The 26,815-nt window shown below is 50.4% G+C and carries 24 protein-coding genes; 10 read left to right on the forward strand and 14 right to left on the reverse strand.

Annotated elements, in window-relative coordinates:
• Window positions 1-38: 38 nt before the first annotated feature.
• From HGD79_RS02175 to yeaG, 3 genes are all read right to left on the reverse strand, one after another.
• Entirely contained in the window at window positions 39-1,514 is a 1,476-nt protein-coding gene (locus HGD79_RS02175) for a GGDEF domain-containing protein (protein ID WP_000616433.1), read from the reverse strand.
• A 146-nt stretch (window positions 1,515-1,660) separates the two neighbouring features.
• Window positions 1,661-2,944 carry a YeaH/YhbH family protein gene (locus HGD79_RS02180; protein WP_000219686.1) on the reverse strand — a complete coding sequence of 428 codons (1,284 nt, stop codon included), beginning with the start codon at window positions 2,942-2,944 and terminating at the stop codon, window positions 1,661-1,663.
• Between the two features lie 112 nt (window positions 2,945-3,056).
• Window positions 3,057-4,991: a protein kinase YeaG gene (yeaG, locus tag HGD79_RS02185; RefSeq protein WP_001019882.1), complete on the reverse strand. Its 1,935-nt coding sequence runs from the start codon at window positions 4,989-4,991 to the stop codon at window positions 3,057-3,059.
• A 435-nt stretch (window positions 4,992-5,426) separates the two neighbouring features.
• Here yeaG and mipA point away from each other — a divergent pair, with 435 nt between their 5' ends.
• Window positions 5,427-6,173: a scaffolding protein MipA gene (gene mipA / locus HGD79_RS02190; RefSeq protein ID WP_000163771.1), complete on the forward strand. Its 747-nt coding sequence runs from the start codon at window positions 5,427-5,429 to the stop codon at window positions 6,171-6,173.
• Between the two features lie 89 nt (window positions 6,174-6,262).
• Window positions 6,263-7,117: a methylglyoxal reductase YeaE gene (gene yeaE, locus HGD79_RS02195; RefSeq protein ID WP_096147394.1), complete on the forward strand. Its 855-nt coding sequence runs from the start codon at window positions 6,263-6,265 to the stop codon at window positions 7,115-7,117.
• 50 nt (window positions 7,118-7,167) lie between these two features.
• On the opposite strand, the gene HGD79_RS02200 is transcribed toward yeaE, so the two are convergent.
• Window positions 7,168-8,052: a D-hexose-6-phosphate mutarotase gene (locus tag HGD79_RS02200; RefSeq protein ID WP_001356266.1), complete on the reverse strand. Its 885-nt coding sequence runs from the start codon at window positions 8,050-8,052 to the stop codon at window positions 7,168-7,170.
• A gap of 83 nt (window positions 8,053-8,135) precedes the next feature.
• The gene (gapA, locus tag HGD79_RS02205; protein ID WP_000153502.1) at window positions 8,136-9,131 is read right to left on the reverse strand and encodes a glyceraldehyde-3-phosphate dehydrogenase; all 996 of its coding nucleotides are present in this window, start codon (window positions 9,129-9,131) and stop codon (window positions 8,136-8,138) included.
• Between the two features lie 341 nt (window positions 9,132-9,472).
• On the opposite strand from gapA, the gene msrB reads away from it, so the two are divergent.
• Entirely contained in the window at window positions 9,473-9,886 is a 414-nt protein-coding gene (gene msrB, locus HGD79_RS02210) for a peptide-methionine (R)-S-oxide reductase MsrB (protein ID WP_001284613.1), read from the forward strand.
• Window positions 9,887-9,927: 41 nt separating this feature from the next.
• Window positions 9,928-10,200, forward strand: coding sequence for a YeaC family protein (locus tag HGD79_RS02215; RefSeq protein WP_001046790.1), 273 nt, complete (start codon window positions 9,928-9,930; stop codon window positions 10,198-10,200).
• A 160-nt stretch (window positions 10,201-10,360) separates the two neighbouring features.
• Here the strand turns inward: HGD79_RS02215 and pncA are convergent, their stop codons facing one another.
• The 3 genes from pncA to sppA form a co-directional block, all read right to left on the reverse strand.
• The gene (pncA, locus tag HGD79_RS02220) at window positions 10,361-11,002 is read right to left on the reverse strand and encodes a bifunctional nicotinamidase/pyrazinamidase (RefSeq protein WP_168848273.1); all 642 of its coding nucleotides are present in this window, start codon (window positions 11,000-11,002) and stop codon (window positions 10,361-10,363) included.
• A 10-nt stretch (window positions 11,003-11,012) separates the two neighbouring features.
• Window positions 11,013-12,029, reverse strand: a complete 1,017-nt coding sequence (ansA, locus tag HGD79_RS02225) for an asparaginase (RefSeq protein WP_001170162.1) — start codon at window positions 12,027-12,029, stop codon at window positions 11,013-11,015.
• A gap of 166 nt (window positions 12,030-12,195) precedes the next feature.
• Complete coding sequence (sppA, locus tag HGD79_RS02230; RefSeq protein WP_001259824.1) at window positions 12,196-14,052, reverse strand: signal peptide peptidase SppA; 1,857 nt, start codon at window positions 14,050-14,052, stop codon at window positions 12,196-12,198.
• 160 nt (window positions 14,053-14,212) lie between these two features.
• Here sppA and HGD79_RS02235 point away from each other — a divergent pair, with 160 nt between their 5' ends.
• The 4 genes from HGD79_RS02235 (at window position 14,213) to HGD79_RS02250 (ending at window position 19,057) form a co-directional block, all read left to right on the forward strand.
• Window positions 14,213-14,764 carry an NAD(P)H nitroreductase gene (locus HGD79_RS02235; protein ID WP_000339283.1) on the forward strand — a complete coding sequence of 184 codons (552 nt, stop codon included), beginning with the start codon at window positions 14,213-14,215 and terminating at the stop codon, window positions 14,762-14,764.
• 116 nt (window positions 14,765-14,880) lie between these two features.
• Window positions 14,881-15,924 carry a selenide, water dikinase SelD gene (gene selD / locus HGD79_RS02240; protein WP_001297659.1) on the forward strand — a complete coding sequence of 348 codons (1,044 nt, stop codon included), beginning with the start codon at window positions 14,881-14,883 and terminating at the stop codon, window positions 15,922-15,924.
• Between the two features lie 4 nt (window positions 15,925-15,928).
• Window positions 15,929-17,890 (forward strand): DNA topoisomerase III, encoded by a 1,962-nt coding sequence (gene topB, locus HGD79_RS02245; protein ID WP_001235796.1) that lies wholly within the window; start codon window positions 15,929-15,931, stop codon window positions 17,888-17,890.
• A 126-nt stretch (window positions 17,891-18,016) separates the two neighbouring features.
• Window positions 18,017-19,057: a DUF1266 domain-containing protein gene (locus tag HGD79_RS02250; protein ID WP_000756943.1), complete on the forward strand. Its 1,041-nt coding sequence runs from the start codon at window positions 18,017-18,019 to the stop codon at window positions 19,055-19,057.
• 116 nt (window positions 19,058-19,173) lie between these two features.
• On the opposite strand, the gene gdhA is transcribed toward HGD79_RS02250, so the two are convergent.
• Window positions 19,174-20,517: an NADP-specific glutamate dehydrogenase gene (gdhA, locus tag HGD79_RS02255; protein WP_000373043.1), complete on the reverse strand. Its 1,344-nt coding sequence runs from the start codon at window positions 20,515-20,517 to the stop codon at window positions 19,174-19,176.
• A gap of 235 nt (window positions 20,518-20,752) precedes the next feature.
• Here gdhA and HGD79_RS02260 point away from each other — a divergent pair, with 235 nt between their 5' ends.
• Window positions 20,753-21,025: a YnjH family protein gene (locus tag HGD79_RS02260; RefSeq protein ID WP_000085238.1), complete on the forward strand. Its 273-nt coding sequence runs from the start codon at window positions 20,753-20,755 to the stop codon at window positions 21,023-21,025.
• Here HGD79_RS02260 and nudG read toward each other — a convergent pair.
• Window positions 20,991-21,398, reverse strand: a complete 408-nt coding sequence (gene nudG, locus HGD79_RS02265) for a CTP pyrophosphohydrolase (RefSeq protein WP_000781876.1) — start codon at window positions 21,396-21,398, stop codon at window positions 20,991-20,993. The genes HGD79_RS02260 and nudG overlap by 35 nt on opposite strands.
• An 86-nt stretch (window positions 21,399-21,484) precedes the next feature.
• Here nudG and HGD79_RS02270 point away from each other — a divergent pair, with 86 nt between their 5' ends.
• Window positions 21,485-22,105, forward strand: coding sequence for a CDP-alcohol phosphatidyltransferase family protein (locus HGD79_RS02270; RefSeq protein ID WP_001295484.1), 621 nt, complete (start codon window positions 21,485-21,487; stop codon window positions 22,103-22,105).
• 8 nt (window positions 22,106-22,113) lie between these two features.
• On the opposite strand, the gene ynjE is transcribed toward HGD79_RS02270, so the two are convergent.
• The 4 genes from ynjE to HGD79_RS02290 all read right to left on the reverse strand — a co-directional run bounded on the left by ynjE (window position 22,114) and on the right by HGD79_RS02290 (window position 26,815).
• Entirely contained in the window at window positions 22,114-23,421 is a 1,308-nt protein-coding gene (gene ynjE, locus HGD79_RS02275; protein ID WP_001299203.1) for a thiosulfate sulfurtransferase YnjE, read from the reverse strand.
• A 66-nt stretch (window positions 23,422-23,487) separates the two neighbouring features.
• Window positions 23,488-24,141, reverse strand: a complete 654-nt coding sequence (locus HGD79_RS02280) for an ATP-binding cassette domain-containing protein (protein WP_001299207.1) — start codon at window positions 24,139-24,141, stop codon at window positions 23,488-23,490.
• Window positions 24,141-25,676, reverse strand: coding sequence for an ABC transporter permease (locus HGD79_RS02285; RefSeq protein WP_000258517.1), 1,536 nt, complete (start codon window positions 25,674-25,676; stop codon window positions 24,141-24,143). Before HGD79_RS02285 ends, HGD79_RS02280 begins: the two co-directional genes overlap by 1 nt.
• Window positions 25,649-26,815: an ABC transporter substrate-binding protein gene (locus HGD79_RS02290; RefSeq protein ID WP_001215355.1), complete on the reverse strand. Its 1,167-nt coding sequence runs from the start codon at window positions 26,813-26,815 to the stop codon at window positions 25,649-25,651. The genes HGD79_RS02285 and HGD79_RS02290 overlap by 28 nt, the downstream gene beginning before the upstream one ends.

Genomic DNA, 26,815 nt, shown 5'->3' on the forward strand with positions numbered 1-26,815 from the left:
AAGCCACGCAAAAAGCATGGCTCTGAATATTTTTGCACTTAAATATGATGAATAATCACTTTGTTGCCCCCCTCGCTTTTCGCTTCGCGTAAGGCTTTATCTGCTTCCGTCATGACAAGCGAGATATTACGCGTGTCACCCGTTGAAAAAACCGTGCCAATACTGATGGTCATTTGTTCAGGAACATCATATCTGTTACTAAAGCCGGTCAGGAGTTCGACATTTTTACGCATACGTTCCGCAATGATTTTTGCCTGGGCACTATTGAGTTCGGTAAATAGCAAGCCAAACACCTCACCCTCCAGTCGCGCTAAAATATCATCAGGGCGGATGCTTTGCTGGATAATATCGACAATTGAAACCAGCACTTTATCACCCACACGATGTCCCCATTGGGCATTGATGCGTTTGAACTGATTAATATCAACCAGCATGACACAGAAGTCCTTAACAACAGGTCGCGACAATAATGACTCTACGCTGTTGAAAAAGTAGCGCCGATTATAAATATTGGTCAGCACATCATGAACTGCCAGTTTGCTGGAGAGTTGCAGTTCCTGAAAAATGTTATAAATCAGAAAAGACACAACAAACAGTTTACTGGAAACTTCAATCCCGCGACTGATATACCAGATGGTGTAATTATACTCATCCAGAGTCAGTAGAAGTAAGTTGCAGCATAGCGATGCCAGACATAATAATGCTATTAACGGCCATAGTTCGCTGGCTAATCGTGTACGCATGATAATAAAGAACAGTAAAAATGCCCACAGACAAACCAATATTTTTGTATAGTTGATTCCCCAGGTCGCAGTATGGTTGTCCGGACAGTAGTCGACGACATACAAAGAATAGTCAGCGTTATAACTGCTCAGATTGTGTGCCAGAAGGGGAAAAACTAAAAAAGGAATCAGCGCCAGCAACAGGATTCCCGTTTTTTTCTTATTGTTGTCAAGGATGTTGTCTTTTCCATAACAAAAGAGTGCCAGCGAGGTTAAACAAATAAAACTGAGTTGGCGGAAAATATAGAAAATAGAAACATCATTCGACTTTGTCTGGATCAGTGTACTGCCGTTAATTGGTTTATGGATAATTACAATGGTTTCAACTAAATAGATAAGGCCACTTAAAAATGCAAGGCTTAAAATGAGTGTTGGTAAAATTTGTTTGTTAGTGAAATATTTCATTAACATGAAAAGAAAAATGACGGCGTTAAGGAAAAACAAAGCCACAACAACCATCAGGTAATTCATCTGTGGGATGAGTTTTACATTTGTGTTTTCGTTATATAATGTGGTGATGCAAAATAAAATTAACGTCAGCAATAAACTGAAAATAAAAAAGCTTTGAGCTTTTAATTTTTGTGTACCCATAGAAACCATAAAAAGGAGAGCAATGTGAGTGCTGGATTTTATTGATGGCAGAGATATATAGTTTTGACCAGGATCAATTTTCGTTAACGATAAAAAATATTTAAAGAATAACCCCATGGAAATACGTGTTGACTGAATCATTTTTCCGAATGATTGTTTTCTGGAACTAAATTATGTAAAGGTTATGCTGTCATATTTAAAGCGATTGTAAGCTAATGTATGTAATAAATGAGATAATTTACAGTAAGCTAAAAATCAGCCAGGCGATAATGACCTGGCTGATAGTTTTAGTCTTTAGCTGTTGCATTTTGTTTATGAAACAGTTCACGGAACACCGGATAAATATCATCCTGGTCGCGGATGTGCTGCATCGCAAAGTTGTCGAAAGTAGATTGCAGATGCTCATATTCTCGCCACAATGTCTGATGTGCACGACGGGTAATTTCGATATAGCTGTAATAACGAACAACAGGTAATAATTTTTTCGCCAGGATTTCATGGCAAAGCGGAGAGTCATCGGCCCAGTTATCGCCGTCCGATGCTTGTGCAGCGTAAATATTCCACTGTGCCGGGTTATAACGCTCTTTCACTACCTCATCCATCAGTTTCAGGGCGCTGGAAACGATGGTGCCGCCTGTTTCCTGCGAGTAGAAAAACTCATGTTCATCGACTTCTTTCGCCTGGGTATGATGGCGGATGTATACGACTTCCACGTTCTTATACGTTCTGCTGAGGAACAGATACAGCAGAATATAAAAACGCTTAGCCATATCTTTAGTGGATTGATCCATTGAACCGGAAACGTCCATCAGGCAAAACATCACTGCCTGGCTGGAGGGATCGGGCCGCTTCTCGTAGTTCTTGTAACGTAAATCGAAGGTGTCAATAAAAGGGACGCGTTCAATTTTGGCACGTAATTCTGCAATTTCTTTGCGCAGACGTTCCTCTTCCAGCAGCTGCGCAGGTTCACTGTTGCTGATGATGGCCAAATTCTCTTCCAGTGCATGAAGTTCCCGCCGCTTGCCTGCCGTCATGGCTGTGCGTCGCGCCAGTGAGTTCTGCAAGGAGCGCACAACGCTGATATTTGCCGGAACGCCGTTAGCGGTATAACCCGCCCGATGCGTTTTATATTCGGTCAGCTGGCGTTGTTGGTTTTGTTTCAGATTCGGTAAGGCCAAATCTTCAAAGAGCAAATCAAGATACTCATCTTTCGAAATCTGAAAGACAAATTCATCCTGACCTTCACCATCCTGGCTGGCCTGGCCCTGACCACTGCCGGAACCTCCGCCGCCACCCTGGGGACGTTCAATTCGGTCGTTCTGGACGAAATGGTCATTGCCCGGATGCACGCGGTGGCGCAGACCGCCACGCCCCTGATGAAACATCGGTTCGCTAATATCTTCCGTGGGAATGGATACGGATTCGCCGCTGTCGACGTCAGTCACCGAACGCTTATTAATGGCCTCGGAGATCGACTGTTTAATTTGCGCTTTATAACGGCGTAAAAAACGCTGGCGATTCACCATGCTTTTGTTTTTGCCGTTCAGACGCCGGTCAATAAACCAGGTCATATGCCCCCCGTACTACATTTGCCAACTGTATGCTACGCCTGTGTTGCCGCTTCTCAGGCCCACGGTTCGCTGTCGTTGTAGGCCCGGTAACATGTGTACCGGGCCAGGGTTGTTAAGACGATTTACGTACGCGCAAATACCATTCGCACAGTAAACGCACCTGTTTACGGGTGTAGCCTTTTTCCATCATACGGTCGACAAAGTCGTCGTGTTTCTTCTGCTCGTCGGTTGACGTTTTGGCGTTAAACGAGATAACCGGCAACAGCTCCTCGGTATTGGAGAACATTTTCTTCTCGATAACCGTGCGCAGTTTTTCATAGCTGGTCCAGTTCGGATTGCGTCCGCTGTTATTCGCTCTGGCGCGCAGTACGAAGTTAACAATCTCGTTGCGGAAATCTTTTGGATTACTGATCCCCGCCGGTTTCTCGATTTTCTCCAGCTCGGCGTTAAGAGACTCGCGGTCAAACAGCTGCCCGGTATCCGGATCGCGATACTCCTGATCCTGAATCCAGAAATCCGCGTAGGTAACATAACGGTCGAAAATGTTTTGCCCATATTCGGAATAGGATTCAAGGTAGGCCGTCTGGATCTCTTTGCCGATAAACTCGGCATATTTCGGGATCAGATAACCTTTCAGGAACTCCAGATAGCGTTCTGCCTGCTCTTGTGGGAACTGCTCGCGCTCGATCTGCTGTTCCAGTACGTAGAACAGATGGACCGGGTTTGCCGCCACTTCTACATGATCGAAGTTGAACACGCGGGAGAGGATCTTAAACGCAAAACGCGTCGACAGACCGTTCATCCCTTCATCGACACCGGCGTAGTCACGATATTCCTGATACGACTTGGCTTTGGGATCGGTGTCTTTCAGACTTTCGCCATCATAAACCCGCATCTTTGAATAAATGCTGGAGTTTTCTGGCTCTTTAAGGCGCGAAAGAATGGAAAAACGTGACAGCGTTTCCAGCGTGCCAGGGGCGCAGGGGGCGTGAGTCAATTCACTGTGATTAAGCAATTTCTCGTAGATTTTGATCTCTTCGGAAATGCGTAAGCAATACGGCACCTTCACGATGTAAACACGGTCGAGGAAGGCTTCGTTGTTTTTGTTATTACGGAAAGTGACCCATTCGGATTCGTTCGAGTGGGCGAGAATAATCCCGTTGAACGGCAGGGCGGAGATACCTTCCGTCCCGTTGTAGTTACCTTCCTGAGTGGCGGTTAACAGCGGATGCAGCACTTTTATCGGTGCTTTAAACATCTCGACAAATTCCATGATCCCTTGGTTGGCGCGGCACAGCGCACCGGAATAGCCGTAGGCGTCCGGGTCATTCTGCGCGTAGTGTTCGAGTTTACGAATATCGACTTTCCCAACCAGCGCGGAGATGTCCTGGTTGTTCTCATCACCGGGTTCCGTTTTGGCGATAGCAATTTGTTGCAGAATTGACGGCCAGACCTTCACTACCCGGAACTTAGTGATATCGCCACCAAATTCATGCAGGCGTTTTGCCGCCCATGGCGACATGATGGTGCCGAGATAACGGCGAGGAATGCCATACTCTTTTTCCAGAATCTGAGCATCTTCCTGCGGATTGAAAAGACAGAACGGATGATCGTTGACCGGGCTACGCTCACCGTTGGCGCTCAATACATAAATCGGTACGAGCTGCATTAATGATTTCAGTCGCTCAGCAAGCGATGATTTACCCCCACCCACAGGCCCCAGCAGATACAGGATTTGTTTCTTCTCTTCCAGCCCCTGAGCCGCGTGTTTCAGATAAGAGACAATCTGTTCAATCGCGTCTTCCATGCCGTAAAACTCTTCAAACGCCGGATAACGTGCAATGACCCGGTTAGAAAAGAGTCGAGAAAGTCTGGGTTCCTGGGCTGTATCGACCATGACAGGCTCACCGATAGCCATCAATAGCCGCTCAGCCGCGTTGGCATAAGCACTGCGATCTTGCCGACAAGTGGTAAGAAACTCCTGCAGTGTGAACTCTTCGTCCTTGGCAGCTTCATATCGCTGGCGATAGTGATCGAATATATTCATGGTATGCCGTCCTTTCGTTTTTTAGCACAGGTTAAGAGCCGTTCATATGAATAGTAGAGGCTCCCGGAAGAGGTAAACTGAACGACGTCTCTTGCTAAAACACAGCAACTCTCATGCCATTTTATCGACGATGAGAACAACGTGCCCGATGATACACCTTCAAAATTAAGCGTAGATGGCAAATGGAAAACTTGCCTGCACGGCTTTCTTAATTTCAATGGCATATCAACAACTCATCCATAAATTTTGCATAATTAATGTAAAGACCAGGGTAGCCAGTAACGCTAAATTCATTTGGCTGTAAGCGCGGTGTCATCCGCGTCAGGAAAATTAAACAGTTACTTTAAAAAATGAAAACGTAAAAAGGTTGGGTTTCGATGTATTGACGGGTAAACTTTGTCGCCCGCTAAACATTTGTTTAAGGAATGATTAATTGTGACCAAACTCAAACTTCTGGCACTTGGAGTGCTTATCGCAACGTCTGCAGGCGTAGCGCACGCTGAAGGTAAATTTTCCCTGGGCGCAGGCGTAGGTGTCGTTGAGCACCCATATAAAGATTACGATACCGATGTTTACCCAGTACCGGTAATCAACTATGAAGGCGATAACTTCTGGTTCCGTGGCTTAGGTGGTGGTTACTACCTGTGGAATGACGCAACGGATAAACTTTCAATTACCGCTTACTGGTCGCCGCTTTACTTCAAAGCGAAAGACAGTGGCGATCACCAAATGCGTCACCTGGATGACCGTAAGAGCACCATGATGGCTGGTCTGTCTTATGCTCACTTTACCCAGTACGGTTACCTGCGTACCACCCTGGCTGGCGATACCCTGGATAACAGCAACGGCATTGTCTGGGATATGGCCTGGTTGTATCGTTACACCAACGGTGGCCTGACCGTGACTCCGGGTATTGGTGTGCAGTGGAACAGCGAAAACCAGAACGAATACTATTATGGCGTATCGCGCAAAGAGTCCGCTCGCAGCGGTCTGCGTGGCTATAACCCGAACGACAGCTGGAGCCCTTACCTGGAGCTGAGCGCCAGCTACAACTTCCTCGGCGACTGGAGTGTTTACGGTACCGCGCGCTATACCCGTCTGTCTGATGAAGTTACTGACAGCCCGATGGTGGATAAATCCTGGACTGGCCTGATTTCTACCGGGATCACCTACAAATTCTGATAATGCATCTTTCCAGGGCATTTTGTGCATAAAAACAGGGCGTCACGCCCTGTTTTGCATTACGGTGGTGCAATACCTGGGAGGAAACAATGCAACAAAAAATGATTCAATTTAGTGGCGATGTCTCACTGCCAGCCATAGGGCAGGGAACATGGTATATTGGCGAAGATGCCAGTCAGCGCAAAACAGAAGTTGCTGCACTACGCGCGGGCATTGAACTCGGTTTAACCCTCATTGATACCGCCGAAATGTATGCCGATGGCGGTGCCGAAAAGGTGGTTGGGGAAGCATTAACCGGTCTGCGCGATAACGTCTTTCTCGTCTCTAAAGTCTATCCGTGGAATGCTGGCGGGCAAAAAGCGATAAATGCATGCGAAGCCAGTTTACGCCGTCTCAATACTGATTATCTCGATCTCTACTTATTACACTGGTCTGGCAGTTTCGCTTTTGAAGAGACTGTTGCAGCGATGGAAAAATTGATCGCCCAGGGAAAAATCCGCCGCTGGGGCGTTTCTAACCTTGATTATGCTGATATGCAGGAACTCTGGCAGCTGCCGGGGGGAAATCAGTGTGCCACTAATCAGGTGCTTTACCACCTCGGTTCACGAGGGATTGAGTACGATCTCCTTCCCTGGTGCCAGCAACAGCAGATGCCGGTGATGGCTTACAGTCCATTAGCCCAGGCCGGGCGGTTGCGCAATGGACTGTTAAAAAACGCGGTAGTCAACGAAATTGCACATGCTCACAATATCAGCGCGGCACAAGTATTGTTGGCGTGGGTGATCAGTCATCATGGTGTGATGGCGATTCCAAAAGCGGCCACGATTGCCCATGTCCAACAAAATGCAGCTGCGCTTGAGGTCGAACTTTCGTCAGCGGAATTAGCTATGCTGGATAAGGCATATCCGGCACCAAAAGGAAAAACTGCGCTGGATATGGTGTGATGTTGATACGTGCCGGATGCATCGCACCCGGCACACAACATTAGCGCAAATTAACGTTTGGCAACGCGAATGGATTGCGCCAGATGTGCTGGTTTCTCTTTGGTGACTTTTTGCGTTTCTGAAGCGTAAGCCGTTTCTACACAAACAAAGGTCTTGTAGCCATCGTCCGGCATGTCGCCCATGCTAACTGAAAGCGCCGGTCCCGGGTTCCAGCCGACAACGTTCAGATGATGCTGGTGGCCTACGGCGATAATACGATTCAGCGCTTCATCATTAATCACGCTGCAATCTTGCGGATTCAGATACACGCGATCGGTACGGTCAGGGAAGGTCTGAATACCATCGGTCAGTACATCTTCTTTCGCGTCATTCACTTTATCAATGAAGCGATCGCCCAGCCCACTGACGCTTACCTTAGCGATATCACCCACGTTAAAGTAGGTATGCAGAGCAGAGGTGGTTTCAAATTCGCCGTGTGCTTCAAGATCGATTTCACAGGTTTTACCCACGCGGAAATGCGCTAACAGCGTAAAGTCGTGCGGCCAGAATTTTTTCGTCTCTTCGCTTTGTGTCAATTCAAAAGTCAGCGCTACGCCATCAGCATCTTCACGATGTGATTTCAGCGTCCACGGCAGGTTGCGGGCAAAACCGTGCGCAGGCAGGCCTTGTTGTGCCGCCGGACCAAACCACGGCCAGCAAACCGGTACGCCACCGCGAATAGCGACGCCATTTTTGAACGGTGTGTTGTTGCTCAACCACAGAACTTCTTCTTCACCCGCAGGTTTCCACGAGAGAAGGTGTGCGCCCTGTAATGCAAAAGAGGCTTTTACCTGGGGATGATCGACCACAATGAGGTCCAGTTCATCCAGTTTACGACGGGAGAGGACAGGGGAGATTTGTTCGATGACCGGAAGGGCAAAAATTTTCTTAATCATGACGCAGTCCTTTAACTTCATTTTATCAGGTAAAAAAAAGAGCGACCGAAGTCGCTCTTTTTAGATCACAGTGTCATCTCAACTTATTTGGAGATGTGAGCGATCAGGTCCAGAACTTTGTTGGAGTAACCGGTTTCGTTGTCGTACCAGGATACCAGTTTCACGAAGTTGTCGTTCAGAGCGATACCAGCTTTAGCATCGAACACGGAAGTGCAAACTTCGCCGTTGAAATCGGTAGATACTACGTCATCTTCGGTGTAGCCCAGAACGCCTTTCATTTCGCCTTCAGCAGCAGCTTTAACGGCAGCTTTGATCTGCTCGTAAGTTGCAGCTTTTTCCAGACGAACGGTCAGGTCAACTACGGATACGTTCGGGGTCGGAACGCGGAACGCCATACCAGTCAGTTTGCCATTCAGTTCTGGCAGTACTTTACCTACAGCTTTAGCAGCACCGGTAGAGGACGGAATGATGTTCTGGGAAGCGCCGCGGCCGCCGCGCCAGTCTTTGTGAGACGGGCCATCAACGGTTTTCTGAGTAGCGGTAGTAGCGTGAACGGTGGTCATCAGACCTTCGATGATGCCGAAGTTATCGTTGATAACTTTAGCCAGCGGAGCCAGGCAGTTGGTGGTGCAGGAAGCGTTGGAAACGATGTCCTGGCCAGCATATTTGTCGAAGTTAGCGCCTTTAACGAACATCGGAGTGTTGTCTTTAGACGGACCAGTCATAACCACTTTCTTCGCACCAGCGGTGATGTGTTTACGAGCAGTTTCGTCAGTCAGGAACAGACCAGTTGCTTCAGCGACAACGTCAACACCAACTTCGTCCCATTTCAGGTTAGCCGGATCACGTTCAGCGGTAACACGGATTTTTTTACCGTTAACGATCAGATGACCGTCTTTCACTTCAACGGTACCGTCGAAACGGCCGTGAGTGGAGTCATATTTCAGCATGTATGCCATGTAATCAGCGTCTAACAGGTCGTTGATTGCAACGATCTCGATGTCAGAACGTTTCTGAGCAGCACGGAAAACAATGCGACCGATACGGCCAAAACCGTTGATACCTACTTTGATAGTCATATATTCCACCAGCTATTTGTTAGTGAATAAAAGGTTGCCTGTAAAATTACAAAAACCTTACGCAGCGTCAAGCGGAATCGTGTCAATCATTGCGACAAATCAATCCTGTGCCTAAGCATTACGCGACTGACTCGCCTCACTCTTCCTTTGGGCTTGAGACCACATGGGGTCGGCGCCCCGAATTTTAAAGGGCAATTACGATAAAAATGTGATTTTCATCACGATTTAGGTGCAGCCATTTCGTCGAGATCAAGTTTAGGACAAAATTTTGCCAGTTGGTGTTAATGTTTTGTTAGAATCAGTCACGTAATGTGAGCACGATTAAAGTGAGATGTGAGCAAATGGCTAATAAACCTTCGGCAGAAGAACTGAAAAAAAATTTGTCCGAGATGCAGTTTTACGTGACGCAGAATCATGGGACAGAACCGCCATTTACGGGTCGTTTACTGCATAACAAGCGTGACGGCGTATATCACTGTTTGATCTGCGATGCCCCGCTGTTTCATTCCGAAACCAAGTATGATTCCGGCTGTGGCTGGCCCAGTTTCTACGAACCGGTGAGTGAAGAATCCATTCGTTATATCAAAGACTTGTCACATGGAATGCAGCGCATAGAAATTCGTTGCGGTAACTGTGATGCCCATCTGGGGCATGTCTTTCCCGACGGGCCGCAACCAACAGGCGAACGTTATTGTGTTAACTCTGCTTCTTTACGCTTCACTGATGGCGAAAACGGCGAAGAAATCAACGGTTGAAAAAACGATTCAGCAACTTATTCCACAGGAGCGGAAAAATTATGAATCTTGATGACATTATCAACAGCATGACGCCTGAGGTATACCAGCGTTTGTCGACCGCCGTTGAACTGGGGAAATGGCCTGATGGCGTTGCGTTGACCGAGGAACAAAAAGAGAATTGCCTGCAACTGGTGATGCTGTGGCAAGCCCGCCATAATACCGAAGCACAGCATATGACAATTGACACAAATGGTCAGATGGTCATGAAGAGCAAACAGCAGTTAAAAGAAGATTTTGGTATCTCAGCAAAGCCTATTGCTATGTTTAAGTGAATGAGTTATCTAGTATTTAAGCCTGTTATTAAGGGAGGGCAAATATACTTGTTAGGACGTCGTGTTTTAGCTGCAAGTAGGTTAAATGCAACACTGACAAGTATTATCTGGCCTACAATGTCATTGAGGAAATGTAGGCCAGAGATGAATTCAACTAATATTACCCCTGCGTCTCTTCCCAGTCTGCCAGCGTATATAGCGTTGCCCCAGCTGCTGACATCTCCATAAACGCGTGCGCACTGTCCTGGGGCTGGATATTCACGCCACGACAACCATCGGTAATCACGTTCACCTTATAACCTAACTGTAACGCGTCCAGCACGGTAAACTTCACGCAATAGTCAGTAGCCAGGCCCATAACGATCAATTCATCGATTTCATGATCGCGTAACCAGTCATCGAGAGAGGTTTTCTGCCGACGGCCGTTATCAAAAAAGGCACTGTAACTGTCAACTAAACGATTTTCGCCTTTATGGAACACCGCTGCGATCGCTTTTTGGTTCAGTAACGGATGTAATTGTGCGCCTTCACTGTTCTGCACACAGTGATCTGGCCAGAAGGTTTGTGGCAAACCGTCGAGTTGGCCTGGCGTATAAGGCTCTACACCGTGCTGACTGGCAAAACTGCCGTGATTCGCCGGATGCCAGTCCTGGCTGGCGATAACCGCTTCTCCGCGCGACTGGCACCAGTCAATAAGGCGGTTAGCAACCTCCACCGTACTGTCACCTTCCGGTACGGCGAGCGCGCCACCAGCACAGAAATCATTTTGTAAATCGACCAGTAACAGGGCGCGATGGGGCATTGCAGTCTCCTTAATCATCCGGCGTCAGTTCGCCGCGCAGGTTTTGGCTCATGGCCTTGCGAATGGTTTCAGTATCCAGTTCCTGGCTCAGCAGGTAATGCAGTTTGGTTAGCGTGGCTTCTACAGTCATATCTGCACCGCCAATAACGCCGGCATGGGCGAGGGCGTTACCGGTGGCATAACCACCCATATTCACTTTACCGGACATACATTGTGTCAGGTTGACCACCACAATACCGCGATCGCTGGCTTCTTGTAATTCCTGCAGGAAGGCTTTGTTTTGTGGCGCATTACCCACGCCATAGGAGCGCAGAATCAATGCTTTCACCGGTTGGCGCAGAAAATTGCGCACGACATCAGCAGAAATCCCCGGATAAATCGTCACTACGCCAATTGGTTGTGGCGTGATTGGATGAACGATTAATTCCCCTTCACCGTGCGGGGCGGGTGGCGTATTCAAACGACGAATATGGATACCAGCTTCCAGTAACGGAGGAAGGTTTGGAGAGGCAAACGCATCAAAACCATCGGCATGGGCTTTGGTAGTGCGGTTGCCGCGATACAATCGGTTATTGAAAAAGAGCGTTACTTCGTTGATCGGATAATTCGCCGCAACGTACAACGCATTCAGCAGATTAATTTGTCCGTCAGAGCGTAACTCAGCCAGCGGGATTTGTGACCCTGTCACAATGACCGGTTTACCGAGATTCTCGAGCATGAACGACAGCGCAGAGGCGGTATACGCCATCGTGTCGGTACCGTGTAGAATGACAAAACCATCATAGTCGTCATAGTGCGCTTTAATATCTTCAGCAATATGCTGCCAGTCTTCCGGCGTCATATCAGAAGAATCCATCAACGGCGTATATTCATGAATGGTGAAATCTGGCATCTCCGGGCGATGGAATTCCGGCATCAGCGCCAGTTGGCGTTGTAGATGACCTGACACCGGAATATAACCCTGCTCGGAACGCTGCATCCCGATGGTCCCGCCCGTGTAGGCGACGTAAATTGATTTCTTTTGCATGATATTGATATGAATGATATCGAAAGAGCAAAAGTATATACGTGAGGCAGGAGGAGCGCACCTGATACTATGCGGATAAGGAAATATGGGTCGAGACAGCGGGAAGAGGATTCGTCGAGGTAAAAAATAATGTGGCCGACGATCTGTCGGCCACTCAGTACAAGACTTAACGCACGTTGGCGCAGGTCAGGCAAAACGCATAACGGTTTTGTGGGTCGTTAAACGCGGCCAGCTTGTCGCTTTCACTTTTAACGGTAGAGGCTACCGAGGCAAGCGGTGCAGGTAACATGGCCTGGAACGCATCTGGCAACATTGCCCGGACAGAACCAGACATGTTGTCCATCACTTTGTCGAAGAAGGTCGGTTCATCAACGTAGTATTCCAGATGCCACTGTTTCACTTTTGCCAGCTCTGCTGCTTTGGCAACCGCATCATCGAAATCCCCGAGACTATCGACCAGCCCGTTAGCTTTTGCATCCTGACCGGTCCAGACGTGGCCCTGGGCGATTTTATCAATTTGCTCCGGCGTCGAATGACGCGCATCAGCAACCAGCGTGATAAAGCGTTTATAGCCATTCTCAATGCTTAATTGCATCATCTGCTGCGCTTCCGGCGGCAGTGCCCTGGTGATAGAAACATCCGCCAGCGGTGAAGTTGAGACACCATCAGTATGAACACCAATCGAATCCAGACTATTTTCTACGGTGGTGATCACGCCGAAGATACCGATAGAACCGGTCAGGGTGCTGGGGTTAGCCACAATGTAATTAGCTGGCGTGGAAATCCAGTAACCACCAGATGCCGCCATGCCGCCCATCGATACAACCACAGGCTTACCCGCTGCCCGGGCTGCTGCCAGTTCAGCGCGAATCACTTCAGACGCGGTAACGCTGCCGCCTGGGCTATTAACACGCAGGACAATCGCTTTCACTTTCGGGTCAAGGCGAGCGTCGCGGATTTGTGCCGCAGTGGTATCACCGCCAACATTCCCCTGAGTTTCCTCGCCATCCATAATTGCGCCATTAGCGAAGACGACACCGATGCTGTCACCGGTATCTGCCGGCGTTTTCAATGCGTAATCGTAATAACTGATGGCGCGATAATTTTTATCAGTCTTACTCCAGCCGAACTCTTTGGTCAGAGCTTTTTCGATTTCGGCACTCGATGCCAGTGCATCGACCAGCTTGTTTTCCAGTGCATATTTCGCGGTATCGCCACCGGTTTTGGTTAAACCCTCAAGCAACCCTTGCGCGCCAGGGAATACCTGCTGAGCAGGGATCTGCCGGTTAGCGGCAACAGTATTCAGATAGTTTTGCCACAGCTCACCAATCCAGCGGCTGTCAGCTTCGCGGGCTGCCGGTGACATATCATCACGAATAAACGGTTCAACGGCAGATTTATACGTACCCACGCGGAACACATGGGTGGAAACTTTCAGCTTATCCAGCAACGATTTGTAGTACAGACCGTTGGTAGCAAAACCGTGCAGATCAACCACGCCTTGCGGTGACAGCCAAATTTTATTGGCGAAACTGGCGAGATAATATTGCCCCTGGCTGTAGTTCTCGCCAACGGCATAAACCGGTTTCCCGCTGTCACGAAACTCTTTCAGGGCTTTGCCGATGTACTGCATAGACGGCTGGTCGCCGCCTGCGAAGTTTTTCAGATCCATCACGATACCGGTGATATTGCGGTCGTCCTTCGCCTGGCGAATGGTGTTGACGATATCAAACAGTGAGTTTTCCTGCAGACGATCGGAACTGGCACCAAGCAGCTGGCGGCTTAATTTACTAAACCGCTGAGAACTGTCGGGTTTATCGACGATCACACCAGAAATGTCCAGCAGCAGTGCGCCACGACTGGCCGTTTCTTTCGAATCACCACCACTGACCTGCATCCAGATCCCCACACCAACCAGTACGAGGAAAATAAAGAACAGGTTAAGTACCATTTCACGGACGAAATTCAGCAGACGCCACGTCCATTTAAAAAATCCGGCAATAAATCGCCAAAGGGTTCGCATGTATTCTCCCAACTTAAGGTCACACCTGTCACAGGCGCAATAGATGTGGTTATCGTAATGACCCAACCGGCACTTGTCAGCAGGAATTGCGGACTGTGCTGTAACAAAATCCACTCTCGTGTTAATTTTGTGAATAAATATCACGACAGGAGTTAATCAAATGGATGCACTCGAACTATTGATCAATCGCCGTAGCGCCTCCCGCCTGGCTGAACCCGCGCCAACGGGTGAACAACTGCAAAACATCCTGCGTGCGGGTATGCGTGCGCCGGACCATAAGTCCATGCAACCGTGGCATTTTTTTGTGATTGAAGGGGAAGGGCGCGAGCGTTTCAGCGCCGTACTGGAACAGGGGGCGATTGCTGCCGGTAGTGATGACAAAGCTATCGACAAAGCCCGTAATGCGCCGTTCCGCGCACCGCTCATCATCACGGTGGTGGCGAAATGCGAAGAAAATCATAAAGTCCCGCGATGGGAACAGGAAATGTCTGCCGGATGCGCGGTCATGGCGATGCAAATGGCAGCCGTTGCCCAAGGATTTGGCGGCATCTGGCGCAGTGGCGCATTAACTGAAAGTCCGGTAGTGCGTGAAGCATTCGGTTGCCGTGAGCAGGATAAAATTGTCGGTTTTCTCTACCTCGGCACGCCGCAGTTGAAAGCATCTACGTCGATTAACGTCCCGGACCCGACGCCGTTTGTAACTTATTTCTGATAATTGTCGCGAAACTGTCTGGATTGTGAGCAAAGGCGCAGGAATTCAGACACTCTCACTTATCACTTCACGGAATGAGGGTTACCATACCCGGATTGCATTGACAGGAGATGTCCATGAGCGAGAACTCGATTCGTTTGACCCAATACAGCCACGGAGCTGGTTGCGGCTGTAAAATTTCCCCAAAAGTGTTGGAAACCATCCTGCACAGTGAGCAGGCGAAGTTTGTTGATCCGAATTTGCTTGTGGGTAATGAGACCCGCGACGATGCGGCGGTGTACGATCTGGGCAATGGCACCAGCGTTATCAGTACCACCGACTTCTTTATGCCGATCGTTGATAATCCTTTCGATTTTGGCCGCATTGCGGCGACTAACGCCATCAGCGATATCTTCGCGATGGGGGGCAAACCGATTATGGCGATTGCGATCCTCGGCTGGCCGATTAACAAACTTTCCCCGGAAATTGCCCGCGAAGTAACCGAAGGTGGACGCTATGCATGCCGTCAGGCGGGTATTGCGCTGGCTGGCGGTCACTCCATCGATGCGCCGGAGCCGATTTTTGGTCTGGCGGTAACGGGGATCGTACCGACCGAGCGGGTGAAGAAAAACAGTACCGCACAAGCCGGATGCAAACTGTTCCTGACGAAACCGCTGGGGATCGGCGTTCTTACCACGGCTGAGAAAAAATCACTGTTGAAACCAGAACATCAGGGACTGGCGACGGAAGTGATGTGCCGGATGAACATCGCAGGTGCGTCCTTTGCCAACATCGAAGGCGTAAAAGCGATGACCGACGTTACTGGTTTTGGTCTGCTGGGCCATTTGAGCGAAATGTGTCAGGGCGCAGGTGTGCAGGCGCGCGTTGACTATGACGCGATCCCAAAATTGCCGGGGGTTGAAGAGTACATTAAGTTGGGCGCAGTGCCTGGCGGCACCGAACGTAACTTTGCCAGCTACGGTCATCTGATGGGTGAAATGCCGCGTGAAGTGCGCGATCTGCTGTGCGATCCGCAAACTTCTGGCGGTTTGCTGCTGGCGGTCATGCCGGAAGCAGAAAATGAGGTTAAAACTACAGCCGCCGAGTTTGGCATTGAACTGACGGCGATTGGCGAACTGGTGCCAGCGCGCGGCGGTCGTGCCATGGTTGAGATCCGTTAATTCAATGCGGTTGTTTATTGCCGAAAAACCGAGTCTGGCGCGCGCCATTGCTGATGTCCTGCCCAAACCGCACCGTAAAGGCGATGGCTTTATCGAGTGCGGTAATGGTCAGGTGGTGACCTGGTGTATCGGTCACCTGCTTGAGCAGGCGCAGCCAGACGCCTACGACAGCCGCTATGCGCGCTGGAATCTTGCGGATTTGCCGATTGTCCCGGAAAAGTGGCAATTACAGCCCCGACCCTCCGTGACCAAACAACTTAACGTCATCAAACGCTTCCTGCATGAAGCCAGCGAAATCGTTCACGCCGGGGACCCGGATCGTGAAGGGCAATTGCTGGTGGATGAAGTGCTGGACTATCTGCAACTGGCACCGGAAAAGCGCCAGCAGGTGCAGCGTTGCTTGATAAACGACCTGAACCCGCAGGCGGTTGAGCGGGCGATCGACCGTCTTCGTTCCAACAGTGAGTTTGTGCCATTGTGCGTTTCTGCGCTGGCGCGAGCGCGTGCCGACTGGCTGTACGGCATCAATATGACCCGTGCGTATACCATTCTCGGTCGCAATGCCGGTTATCAGGGCGTACTTTCCGTGGGACGCGTGCAGACACCCGTGCTCGGGCTGGTGGTGCGCCGCGATGAAGAGATTGAAAACTTCGTGGCGAAAGACTTCTTTGAAGTCAAAGCGCATATCGTGACACCTGCCGATGAGCGGTTTACCGCTATCTGGCAACCGAGCGAAGCGTGTGAACCGTACCAGGATGAAGAAGGGCGCTTGTTACATCGTCCACTGGCGGAGCATGTGGTTAACCGCATTAGTGGTCAACCGGCTATTGTCACCAGCTATAACGATAAACGGGAATCAGAATCCGCGCCGCTGCCGTTTTCGCTTTCGGCGTTGCAGATTGAAGCGGCAAAACGCTTTGGTCTGAGCGCGCAGAACGTGCTTGATATCTGCCAGAAGCTGTACGAAACACACAAGTTAATCACTTATCCGCGTTCCGATTGTCGCTATTTGCCAGAAGAACATTTTGCCGGACGCCACGCGGTGATGAATGCCATCAGCGTTCATGCACCAGATCTGTTGCCGCAGCCAGTGGTAGATCCAGATATACGCAACCGCTGTTGGGATGACAAAAAGGTCGATGCGCACCACGCCATCATTCCGACCGCACGGAGTTCTGCGATCAACCTGACGGAGAACGAAGCGAAGGTCTATAACCTGATTGCCCGTCAGTATCTGATGCAGTTCTGCCCGGATGCGGTGTTCCGCAAGTGTGTTATCGAACTGGACATTGCCAAAGGCAAATTTGTCGCTAAAGCGCGTTTTCTTGCTGAAGCAGGTTGGCGCGCGCTGTTAGGCAGCAAAGAGCGCGATGAAGAAAACGACGGCACGCCATTGCCTGTGGTGGCGAAAGGCGATGAGTTGCTGTGTGAAAAAGGTGAAGTGGTAGAGCGGCAAACCCAGCCGCCGCGCCATTTTACCGATGCAACACTGCTTTCGGCGATGACCGGGATTGCGCGCTTTGTGCAGGACAAAGATCTGAAAAAGATCCTTCGTGCGACCGATGGTCTGGGGACAGAAGCAACGCGTGCCGGGATTATTGAACTGTTGTTCAAGCGTGGTTTCCTCACCAAAAAAGGGCGCTATATCCACTCCACCGACGCCGGAAAAGCGTTATTCCATTCGCTGCCAGAAATGGCTACGCGACCGGACATGACCGCGCACTGGGAATCGGTGCTGACGCAAATCAGCGAAAAGCAGTGTCGCTATCAGGACTTTATGCAGCCGCTGGTGGGGACGCTATATCAGCTTATTGATCAAGCCAAACGTACTCCGGTGCGGCAGTTTCGCGGCATTGTGGCTCCGGGCAGTGGTGGCAGTGCTGATAAGAAAAAGGCTGCACCGCGTAAACGTAGTGCGAAAAAAAGTCCGCCAGCAGATGAAGCCGGAAGCGGGGCGATAGCGTAAGCGAGCGAATCTTTCGTGCTATTCGAGTCATATTCTGAAATATCCAGCGGATCAAGAAAATTCGTTGGATATTTTTTTGCATGGATAAAATTATCGCCTCTAAAGTATGTAATAACAGGGAATGTGATGAAAAAAGTTTTATTACAAAACCATCCTGGGAGCGAGAAGTATTCTTTTAATGGCTGGGAAATATTTAATAGTAATTTTGAACGGATGATTAAAGAAAATAAGGCCATGCTGCTTTGTAAGTGGGGGGGGTATTTAACATGTGTTGTCGCTGTAATGTTTGTATTCGCAGCGATAACATCCAACGGTTTGAATGAAAGAGGCCTGATTACTGCGGGATGCTCTTTTCTTTATCTATTAATTATGATGGGGCTTATTGTTCGGGCCGGTTTTAAAGCAAAAAAAGAACAACTGCATTATTATCAGGCTAAAGGTATTGAGCCGCTCAGTATCGAGAAGTTACAGGCGCTACAATTGATCGCACCTTATCGATTCTATCATAAGCAATGGTCTGAAACGCTGGAGTTCTGGCCGCGAAAGCCTGAACCTGGCAAAGATACCTTCCAATATCATGTGCTTCCTTTTGACTCGATCGATATCATAAGTAAAAGACGCGAGTCTTTAGAGGATCAATGGGGTATCGAAGATAGCGAAAGTTATTGTGCCTTAATGGAGCATTTTCTTTCTGGCGACCATGGAGCCAATACCTTTAAAGCAAACATGGAGGAAGCCCCAGAGCAGGTTATCGCCTTGTTGAATAAATTTGCTGTTTTTCCCTCAGACTATATCTCTGATTGCGCTAATAATCGCTCCGGTAAATCCTCGGCGAAGCTAATATGGGCGGCGGAATTATCATGGATGATCTCGATATCAAGCACAGCTTTTCAAAACGGGACAATTGAAGAAGAACTGGCCTGGCATTATATAATGCTTGCTTCTCGAAAGGCGCACGAGTTGTTCGAAAGCGAAGAAGATTATCAAAAAAATAGTCTAATGGGATTTCTTTACTGGCATATCTGCTGCTATCGCAGAAAGTTAACGGATGCTGAACTTGAAGCGTGTTATCGTTACGACAAGCAGTTTTGGGAGCACTACAGTAAGAAATGCCGTTGGCCCATAAGAAATGTTCCCTGGGGAGCATCATCCGTTAAATACTCATAAACGCCTGAAATTTTGCCGGGGGCGCTGCGCTTGCCCGGCCTACATTAGAGCGTAACTGCAATGAATTGTGCCCATTTGTAGGCCTGATAAGCGTAGCGCCATCAGGCATTTACAACTTAAATCACACCCTGCGCCAGCATCGCATCGGCAACCTTCACAAAACCGGCAATGTTCGCGCCCTGCACGTAGTTGGTTTGCTCACCTTCACCACCATGCTCAACACAGGCATGGTGGATATCCAGCATGATGTGATGCAAACGTGCGTCAACTTTCTCGGCTTTCCAGCCCAGGCGCGCAGCGTTTTGTGCCATTTCCAGGCCCGACGTTGCTACACCGCCAGCATTAGCCGCTTTACCCGGTGCAAACAGTACGCCTGCCTGCTGGAACAGTTCAGTCGCTTCGATGGTGGTCGGCATATTTGCCCCTTCAGCGACGGCTTTAACGCCATTGGCGATAAGCTGATGCGCGGCGTCAACATCCAGTTCGTTCTGGGTGGCGCAAGGCAGGGCGATATCAACCGGTACAGACCACGGCTGTTGGCCTTCGAGATAGACCAGACCAAATTCTTTGGCGTAATCTGCCACTCGACCATCGCGGCTGGCTTTGATTTCGATAAGACGTGCCAGTTTCTCTTTCGTGAATCCGCTTTCATCAACTACAGTGCCGCTGGAGTCTGACGCAGTGATCACACGAGCACCAAATTCCATCGCTTTTTCGATAGCGTACTGGGCGACGTTGCCGGAGCCAGAAACGGAAACGCGCATCCCTTCAAAACCCATACCGTGGCGTTTTAACATTGCTTCTGTGAAATAAACCAGACCGTAGCCGGTAGCTTCCGGGCGAATAAGACTACCGCCAAATGAAAGGCCCTTACCGGTGAAGACGCAGGCGGTATTGTTGGAGAGCTTTTTCATCATCCCCGCCATAAAGCCGACTTCACGACCACCAACGCCGATATCACCTGCCGGAACGTCGGTATCCGCGCCCAGATGACGATAAAGCTCGGTCATCAGCGCCTGGCAGAAACGCATCACTTCGCCTTCGCTTTTACCTTTCGGGTCAAAATCGCTACCGCCTTTACCACCGCCCATCGGCAGGGTAGTCAGGGCATTTTTGAAGGTTTGTTCGAAGCCGAGGAATTTGAGAATGGAGAGGTTAACTGACGGATGGAAGCGCATACCGCCTTTGTACGGGCCGATGGCAGAGCTGAACTGCACACGCCATGCACGGTTGACCTGTACCTGATTGCGATCATCAACCCATACCACGCGAAACTGGATCACGCGCTCCGGTTCAACCAGACGCTCCAGTAATGACATCTGGCGATATTTTGGATTTTGTTCAAGAAAAGGCCAGAGTGTGGTCATTACTTCACGAACGGCTTGCGCGAACTCGGTTTGATTCGGGTCGCGCTTTTGGACATGGTTGAGGAATGACTCCAGAGAATATGTCTGATCCATAGATATAAAACCCTTATATATTAATACGATTGTGCTTATGTTGTTTATGTGATGTGCTTTTGCAGTTTTCGACTATACCATCAAGAATGTGACGGTAAGCAAGAAAAAAATGACCCAGGAAAGCAAATTAATAACGAGAGTAATCTCATAACCAAATGCGATAACTCAGACGCTAAAGTTTTGCCACCCGGCTACCGTTATCAGTAGCAGAGACAATAACGTTAAGGAGTTCCCTGTGAGTCGAGCATTGTTCGCCGTAGTATTAGCATTTCCATTAATTGCACTGGCTAACCCGCATTATCGTCCGGACGTGGAGGTAAACGTACCGCCAGAAGTGTTCAGTTCAGGCGGGCAGTCAGCGCAGCCCTGTACTCAGTGCTGCGTTTATCAGGATCAAAATTATTCTGAAGGGGCGGTAATTAAAGCCGAAGGAATACTGCTGCAATGCCAGCGGGATGACAAAACCCTTAGCACTAATCCGCTGCTCTGGCGGCGCGTAAAGCCATAAACGCCTCTAATAGTGGAATGTCAGCAGGGGCCAGCGGATATTGCAGCGCCTCTTCAGGTGAGCACCAGACCAGCGCCTGATGTTCATGTGCCTGTAACGTCCCGTGGAAGTCGGGTACGTGCCAGGCATGAAGATGGATAATCCGGCCCGAAACTTCTCGCTGATGGCTGGCAACATACTCACCCACAGTTGCTTCGATGCCCAATTCTTCGTTTAACTCACGCACCAGTGCCTGCTGCTGGCTTTCATCCAGCTCGACTTTACCACCGGCAAACTCCCATAATCCCGCCTGATCGCTCTGGGCGGGGCGTTGCGCGAGTAAAATTTTGCCATCACGTTCAATGATGGCGGCAACAACTTCAATCATTTTCATAAATTACACACGGGCAGATAAGCGAAAAATGCCATAATATCCGCACTGTTGCTCAATCAGAAAGGCTTTATATTTAAGGAGTGCCTGTGCTAGACCGCCATCTTCATCCCCGGATTAAACCGTTGTTGCATCAGTGCGTGCGGGTTCTTGATAAACCGGGCATTACGCCAGATGGTTTAACATTAGTGGGATTTGCCATCGGCGTGCTGGCTCTGCCGTTTCTGGCGCTGGGCTGGTATCTGGCGGCGCTAGTCGTCATTTTGTTGAACAGGCTGCTTGATGGTCTGGACGGTGCGCTGGCGCGGCGCAGAGAGCTTACCGACGCGGGCGGCTTTCTTGATATTTCTCTCGATTTTCTCTTTTACGCGCTGGTGCCGTTTGGCTTTATTCTTGCTGCACCGGAGCAAAATGCGCTGGCAGGCGGCTGGTTGTTGTTTGCGTTTATCGGCACGGGCAGCAGTTTTCTCGCCTTTGCTGCACTGGCAGCAAAACATCAGATTGATAACCCCGGTTATGCACATAAGTCGTTTTACTATCTGGGGGGATTAACCGAAGGCACAGAAACGATCTTACTGTTTGTGCTGGGATGTTTATTCCCTGCATGGTTTGCGTGGTTTGCGTGGATCTTCGGTGCGTTGTGCTGGATGACGACCTTTACGCGGGTGTGGAGTGGGTATCTGACGCTGAAGTCGCTCCAGCGTCAGTAATTGCAATGTTATTTGCTACTGTCCGGGCCGCGTTCACCGGTTGCTACCGGATTTTTTGGATCGCTGCTCCATTCGTACCAGCCGCCGTCATACACGGAAACATTCTTCCAACCCATGGCGCGTGCGTACATAAAGGTTTCGGACGCGCGCCAGCCGGTGCCGCAGTAGAATGAAACTTGCTGCTCTGGTTTGATATTCCACGCTTTCCACATAGCGGTAATATCATCGGCGCTGCGCATGGTGCCATCCGGGTTATGAAAATCTTCCATATGCGTCGAGTCGCTACCAGCGTGTCCCCAACGTGCTCCGGCTATTTCACCTTTTGGTTTAATATAGCTGTAACCGCTGGTCGTACCGATAAATTCTGGCCACGAACGAATGCTCACCAGCGATGCATCCTGGCGATGCAGCAGTCCACGGGCCTGTTCCATATCGAGCATCAACTGCGGTTGTGCCGGGATCTTCACGCCGAAATCCGGTTCCGCTTTCACTTTCGGTGGCGTTCCTCGCTCAACAGGCAGTCCCGCGTCGGACCAGGTTTGCCAGCCGCCATCCAGCAGACGCACATCTTTCACGCCTGCGTAGAGCATAATTTGCGCCACACGCGCTCCAGCGTATACGTCACGCCCGTACAGAATGACCGTGGTGTCATGGCGAATGCCGTGTTTTGCCAGCATCGCTTTTAGTTGTTCATCAGAAACTTTGTTCCACAGCGGTTCGCTTTCCACTTCGTTGGTATCGATGTAGTCAGCGCCAGGAATATGGCTGATAAGGTAAAGCTTAGGAGCGCCCCAGGCCGCTTCAATGACTTTCCAGTCACCGGCAGGTTTCGCCGTAACCTCTTTACCTTGTTGCAGGTCGTGCAGCCATTGCGGATAAACCAGCTGCTCAAAGTGCGGCAGTTTTTGTAGACGGGAAGGTTCGCTTAGCGCGTCACTCAGAATGGAGATATGCGTAAAACCTGCTTTTTGCAGACGCGTTTTGACGGCGTCGACATCTTTGTCATTGCCGTACAGCGCCACCGGAGCATCGGTTTTCAGATTATGTTGCTTGATCCACTCATAGAGCTGTTCGGTGCTCATTTTGTCGAGCCAGCTGGCAGAGAGGTTTAAGGCGGCAGGTTCATGACCAGAAGGGCCATTTAAGGTTTGTGGCCAGCCGTTATAAAACGCGCTGGGGCGAGTATCTATCGCTTTGCCATTTTGTTGTTGAAGCTGGTCAAGTGTAAGAGGCTTCGCCAGTTCAGCGGCCCACGAAGAAGCGCAAGCCAGCCCTAAAGCCATTGCCAGCGCGGTCATTTGAGAAACACGTTTCATCGAAAATCCCGACATTGTAGTTTTGAGTGCGCCATTCTGAACTGACGCATTGAGAAAAACTTTGCGTTATCGCAGTTTGTTGTAATTTTCTGACCACTGCGCCATATCCAGAACAGAACTATCAGCAGGAACATCCTGGAGATCGTGCGTTACCTGAACGACGGGGATCGCCAGTTCGCGAACTTCGCTGAACACCCACTGGCGAAAATTATCGCGCAGAGCCACATCAAGACGGCTGAATGGCTCATCCAGGAGTAACGCTTTTGGCTGAGCGAGAAGGGCGCGCAGCAGGGCCACCCGCGCTCGCTGACCGCCTGATAATGTCGCAGGGTCCTGGTGATAAGTTTCAGCCAGTCCCGCTCGATCAAGCGCGTCTTTCACGGCATTGCGCCTGGCAGTCCCCTTGAGCGTCGACGGTAGCGCCAGCAGTAAATTTTGCCCGACGCTGAACTGGTCAAATAACAGTGCATCCTGGAAAAGAATGCCAATCTGACGCTGTGCGGTGGGTAGCATGTCAATCCGTTGCTCATTGAACCATAGCTCACCTGTACAAGAAAACTGTCCAGCCAGTGCACCAATCATCCATGAAAACAGAGTGGATTTTCCACAGCCAGACGGCCCCATTAACGTGACAATGTCACCTTTATCAACCGTAAAGTTAACGTTTGTCAGCAAGCGGCTTTCTGGTAAACGTAGCGAAACATTTTTCACGCAGAGCATTAGCGGAGTCCTTGTCTGACATAACCTACCCATTTTGCGACTAACGCGGTCAGGGCAAAAATAATAAGCGGTAACAACAGTTGCCATAAAGCCTGGGCGGCGAGAATACCGTTGCTGCCGCCGCTGCTTAATGCCACCGCCTCAGTGGTGAGCGTCGGAAAACGCCCCGCGCCCAGCCACAGCGTCGGCATATACTGCGCAATACTGACTGAAAATCCCACCGCGAAGGCAATCAGCACAGGGCGCAACATGAGTGGGCATTTCACGTAAAAGAAGATTTTGGCCCGCGACCAGCCCAGTGTTTGCGCAATCAAAATTAACCGTGAATCAATGCGCTGCCAGGCGGGTTGCAGGATAAACAGCATCCACGGCATTACCCACAGCAGATGCCCCCAGACCACCGCCGTCCAGCTTCCATCCAGGTTCAGCCATAGCGCCAGCGTGTACTGGCCCGCCACCAGTGGCAGAGCGGGCAATAGAATGGGCAACCAGAGCCACAACTGGCGACGCTGTGGCCCCCATTCCAGCCACAGCAGTAACAGGAGCAAAGCGATGAATGTCGCCACCAGCCCCATTGTCAGGCTGTTGATGAGTGCTTCACTATTGATCGTCGACTGATCCGCGAGGATCGCCAGCAGAACCACACACAGCACACCGGTTAAGGGTAAAAAACTCGCCAGCGTAGTGCCTGGTAATAAAGGTGTGGCAGGCTTGCGAATGCCATCTACGCGGGGAATAGTGCGCCGCCAGCTGCGCCATAGCAGATAGCTCAGCAAAACGTAGGCGGCGAGTAACAGCATCAGCAGCAGACTGGCGAGTGCGCCTTTCGTTTGTTGATCCGCGTCGCCCTGAGTTAACCACTGCCAGCTAATTACTGCCAGCGTCGGTGGATTACCTGGCCCAAGAATAATCGCCACATCCACGACCGAAAGCGACCAGGCAACAATCGCCAGCATCGCCATTGCCAGCGAAGGCGCGACGGAGGGCAACAGCAGCCAGTTCAGGCATTGCCAGCGGCTGTAGCCCAGCGAATCCAGCACAATGACCTGCTGCAACAGCCGTTTTTCGCTCAATACTGCCGCTAAGATCCACAGCAGAAATGCGCTTTCTTTCACTGCAAGGGTGAGGCCCAGACCGATGCCAAATCGGTCCATTGGCGGAGTGAAATACGGGAAATAGTCATATAGCAGCCCTCCGTCAGCAAAGAGCAGCAGGGCGCTGGTGGCAAAAGCCACATGGGGAATGGCGAGCAGCCACGGCAGACGGGCGCACATACGCTGCCATTTCGGCCCAGGCCATAGCGCCACAATCACCAGCAGGGCAATCAACAATGCCCCGACCGCCGCGATGGTTGTCGACACCAGCGTTGCCAGTAATGCATGCGGTAACTGTGGATCGGCAAATAACGCCTGCCAGTGTGTCAACGACAACGCAGGCGATATCAGCGTGAGAGCTGCCGGGATCAGCGGTGCATAAATCACCGCCACCATCGCCCACAGCAAAAAGATTAATGCGTACCGTAACGGCGTAACCATTCTTGTTCCAGTGCATTCACCCATCCTGCGTGCGGTTCAGCCAGTACCGGCGGCAGATCCTGCGGCATTCTTGATTGCAATATTTCGCGCTGCCCGTCAGGCAGTTTTTGCGGATCGAGAACAGAAGGATCGCCCCAGACAACGGGATCTGCTTTACGCAGTTGCGCATCGGGTGAGAGCAGGAAATTGGCAACTACCTTCGCCGCAGCACTGGCATTCGCGTTGGCTGGAATGGTGACGAAATGCACGTTGCCTATCATCCCCTCGCGAAAGCCAAAACTGTAACTGCTTGCCGGCAAATCGCCGCTGGCGATTTTTTGCTGCGCATGCGCGGGGCTAAAGGTCAGCGACAGGCGCAATGTGCCGGCTTTCAGCAGAGCATCCATCCGCGCGGGCGAAGGCGGGAAATCCTTTCCTTCGCGCCACAAATACGGATGTAGCGCATCAAGATATTGCCACAAGGGAGCAGTGACACGGGCGAAAGTCGCATCGTCCGGCGCTTCTTTTAATGCGGCGGGATCTGGCGTCAGCATAATCAGCAACTGTTCAAGAAACGCCGTGCCGGTAAAGTCCGGTGGGCGCGGATAAGTAACCGTGCCGGGATTGACTTTAGCAAACTCCAGTAAGGCTTGCGGCGTTTGTGGTGGCTGTGGCGTAACATCGCGGCGGGCGATAAACGTCAGTTGTGCGCCGCCCCAGGGCGATTCCGCACCTTGTGTCGGCACTGAAAAATCTTCCCGCACCGGCAGCTGTGTGTCGACATAGCGCCAGTTGGGCAGAGTCTCCGCCCAGCCCGTTTGTAATAAATTGGCCTCTTTTAAGGTGCGGAAGTTTTCGCCGTTCACCCAGAGCAGATCCACCGAGCCGCCCGTTTTACGTCCGGCAGCAGCTTCGGTCTGAATGCGCTTCACCGCGTCTGCGGCATCCGCGAGACGAACAATCTTCAGGTTTATAGCGTAATGGGTTTTCATCTCGCCGCTAACCCAGTCGAGATAGCGGTTAATTGCGGTATCGCCGCCCCAGGCGTTAAACCAGACGGTTTGCCCTTTGGCCTCATTTTTAATTTCCTGCCAGTCACTGGCATGTGTTGCCAAAGAAAACAGCGATAACAATCCCAGCAACCACCCACAATGGCGCAT

This window comes from Escherichia sp. SCLE84 (assembly GCF_012584495.1).
Classification (GTDB): Bacteria; Pseudomonadota; Gammaproteobacteria; order Enterobacterales; family Enterobacteriaceae; genus ECMA0423.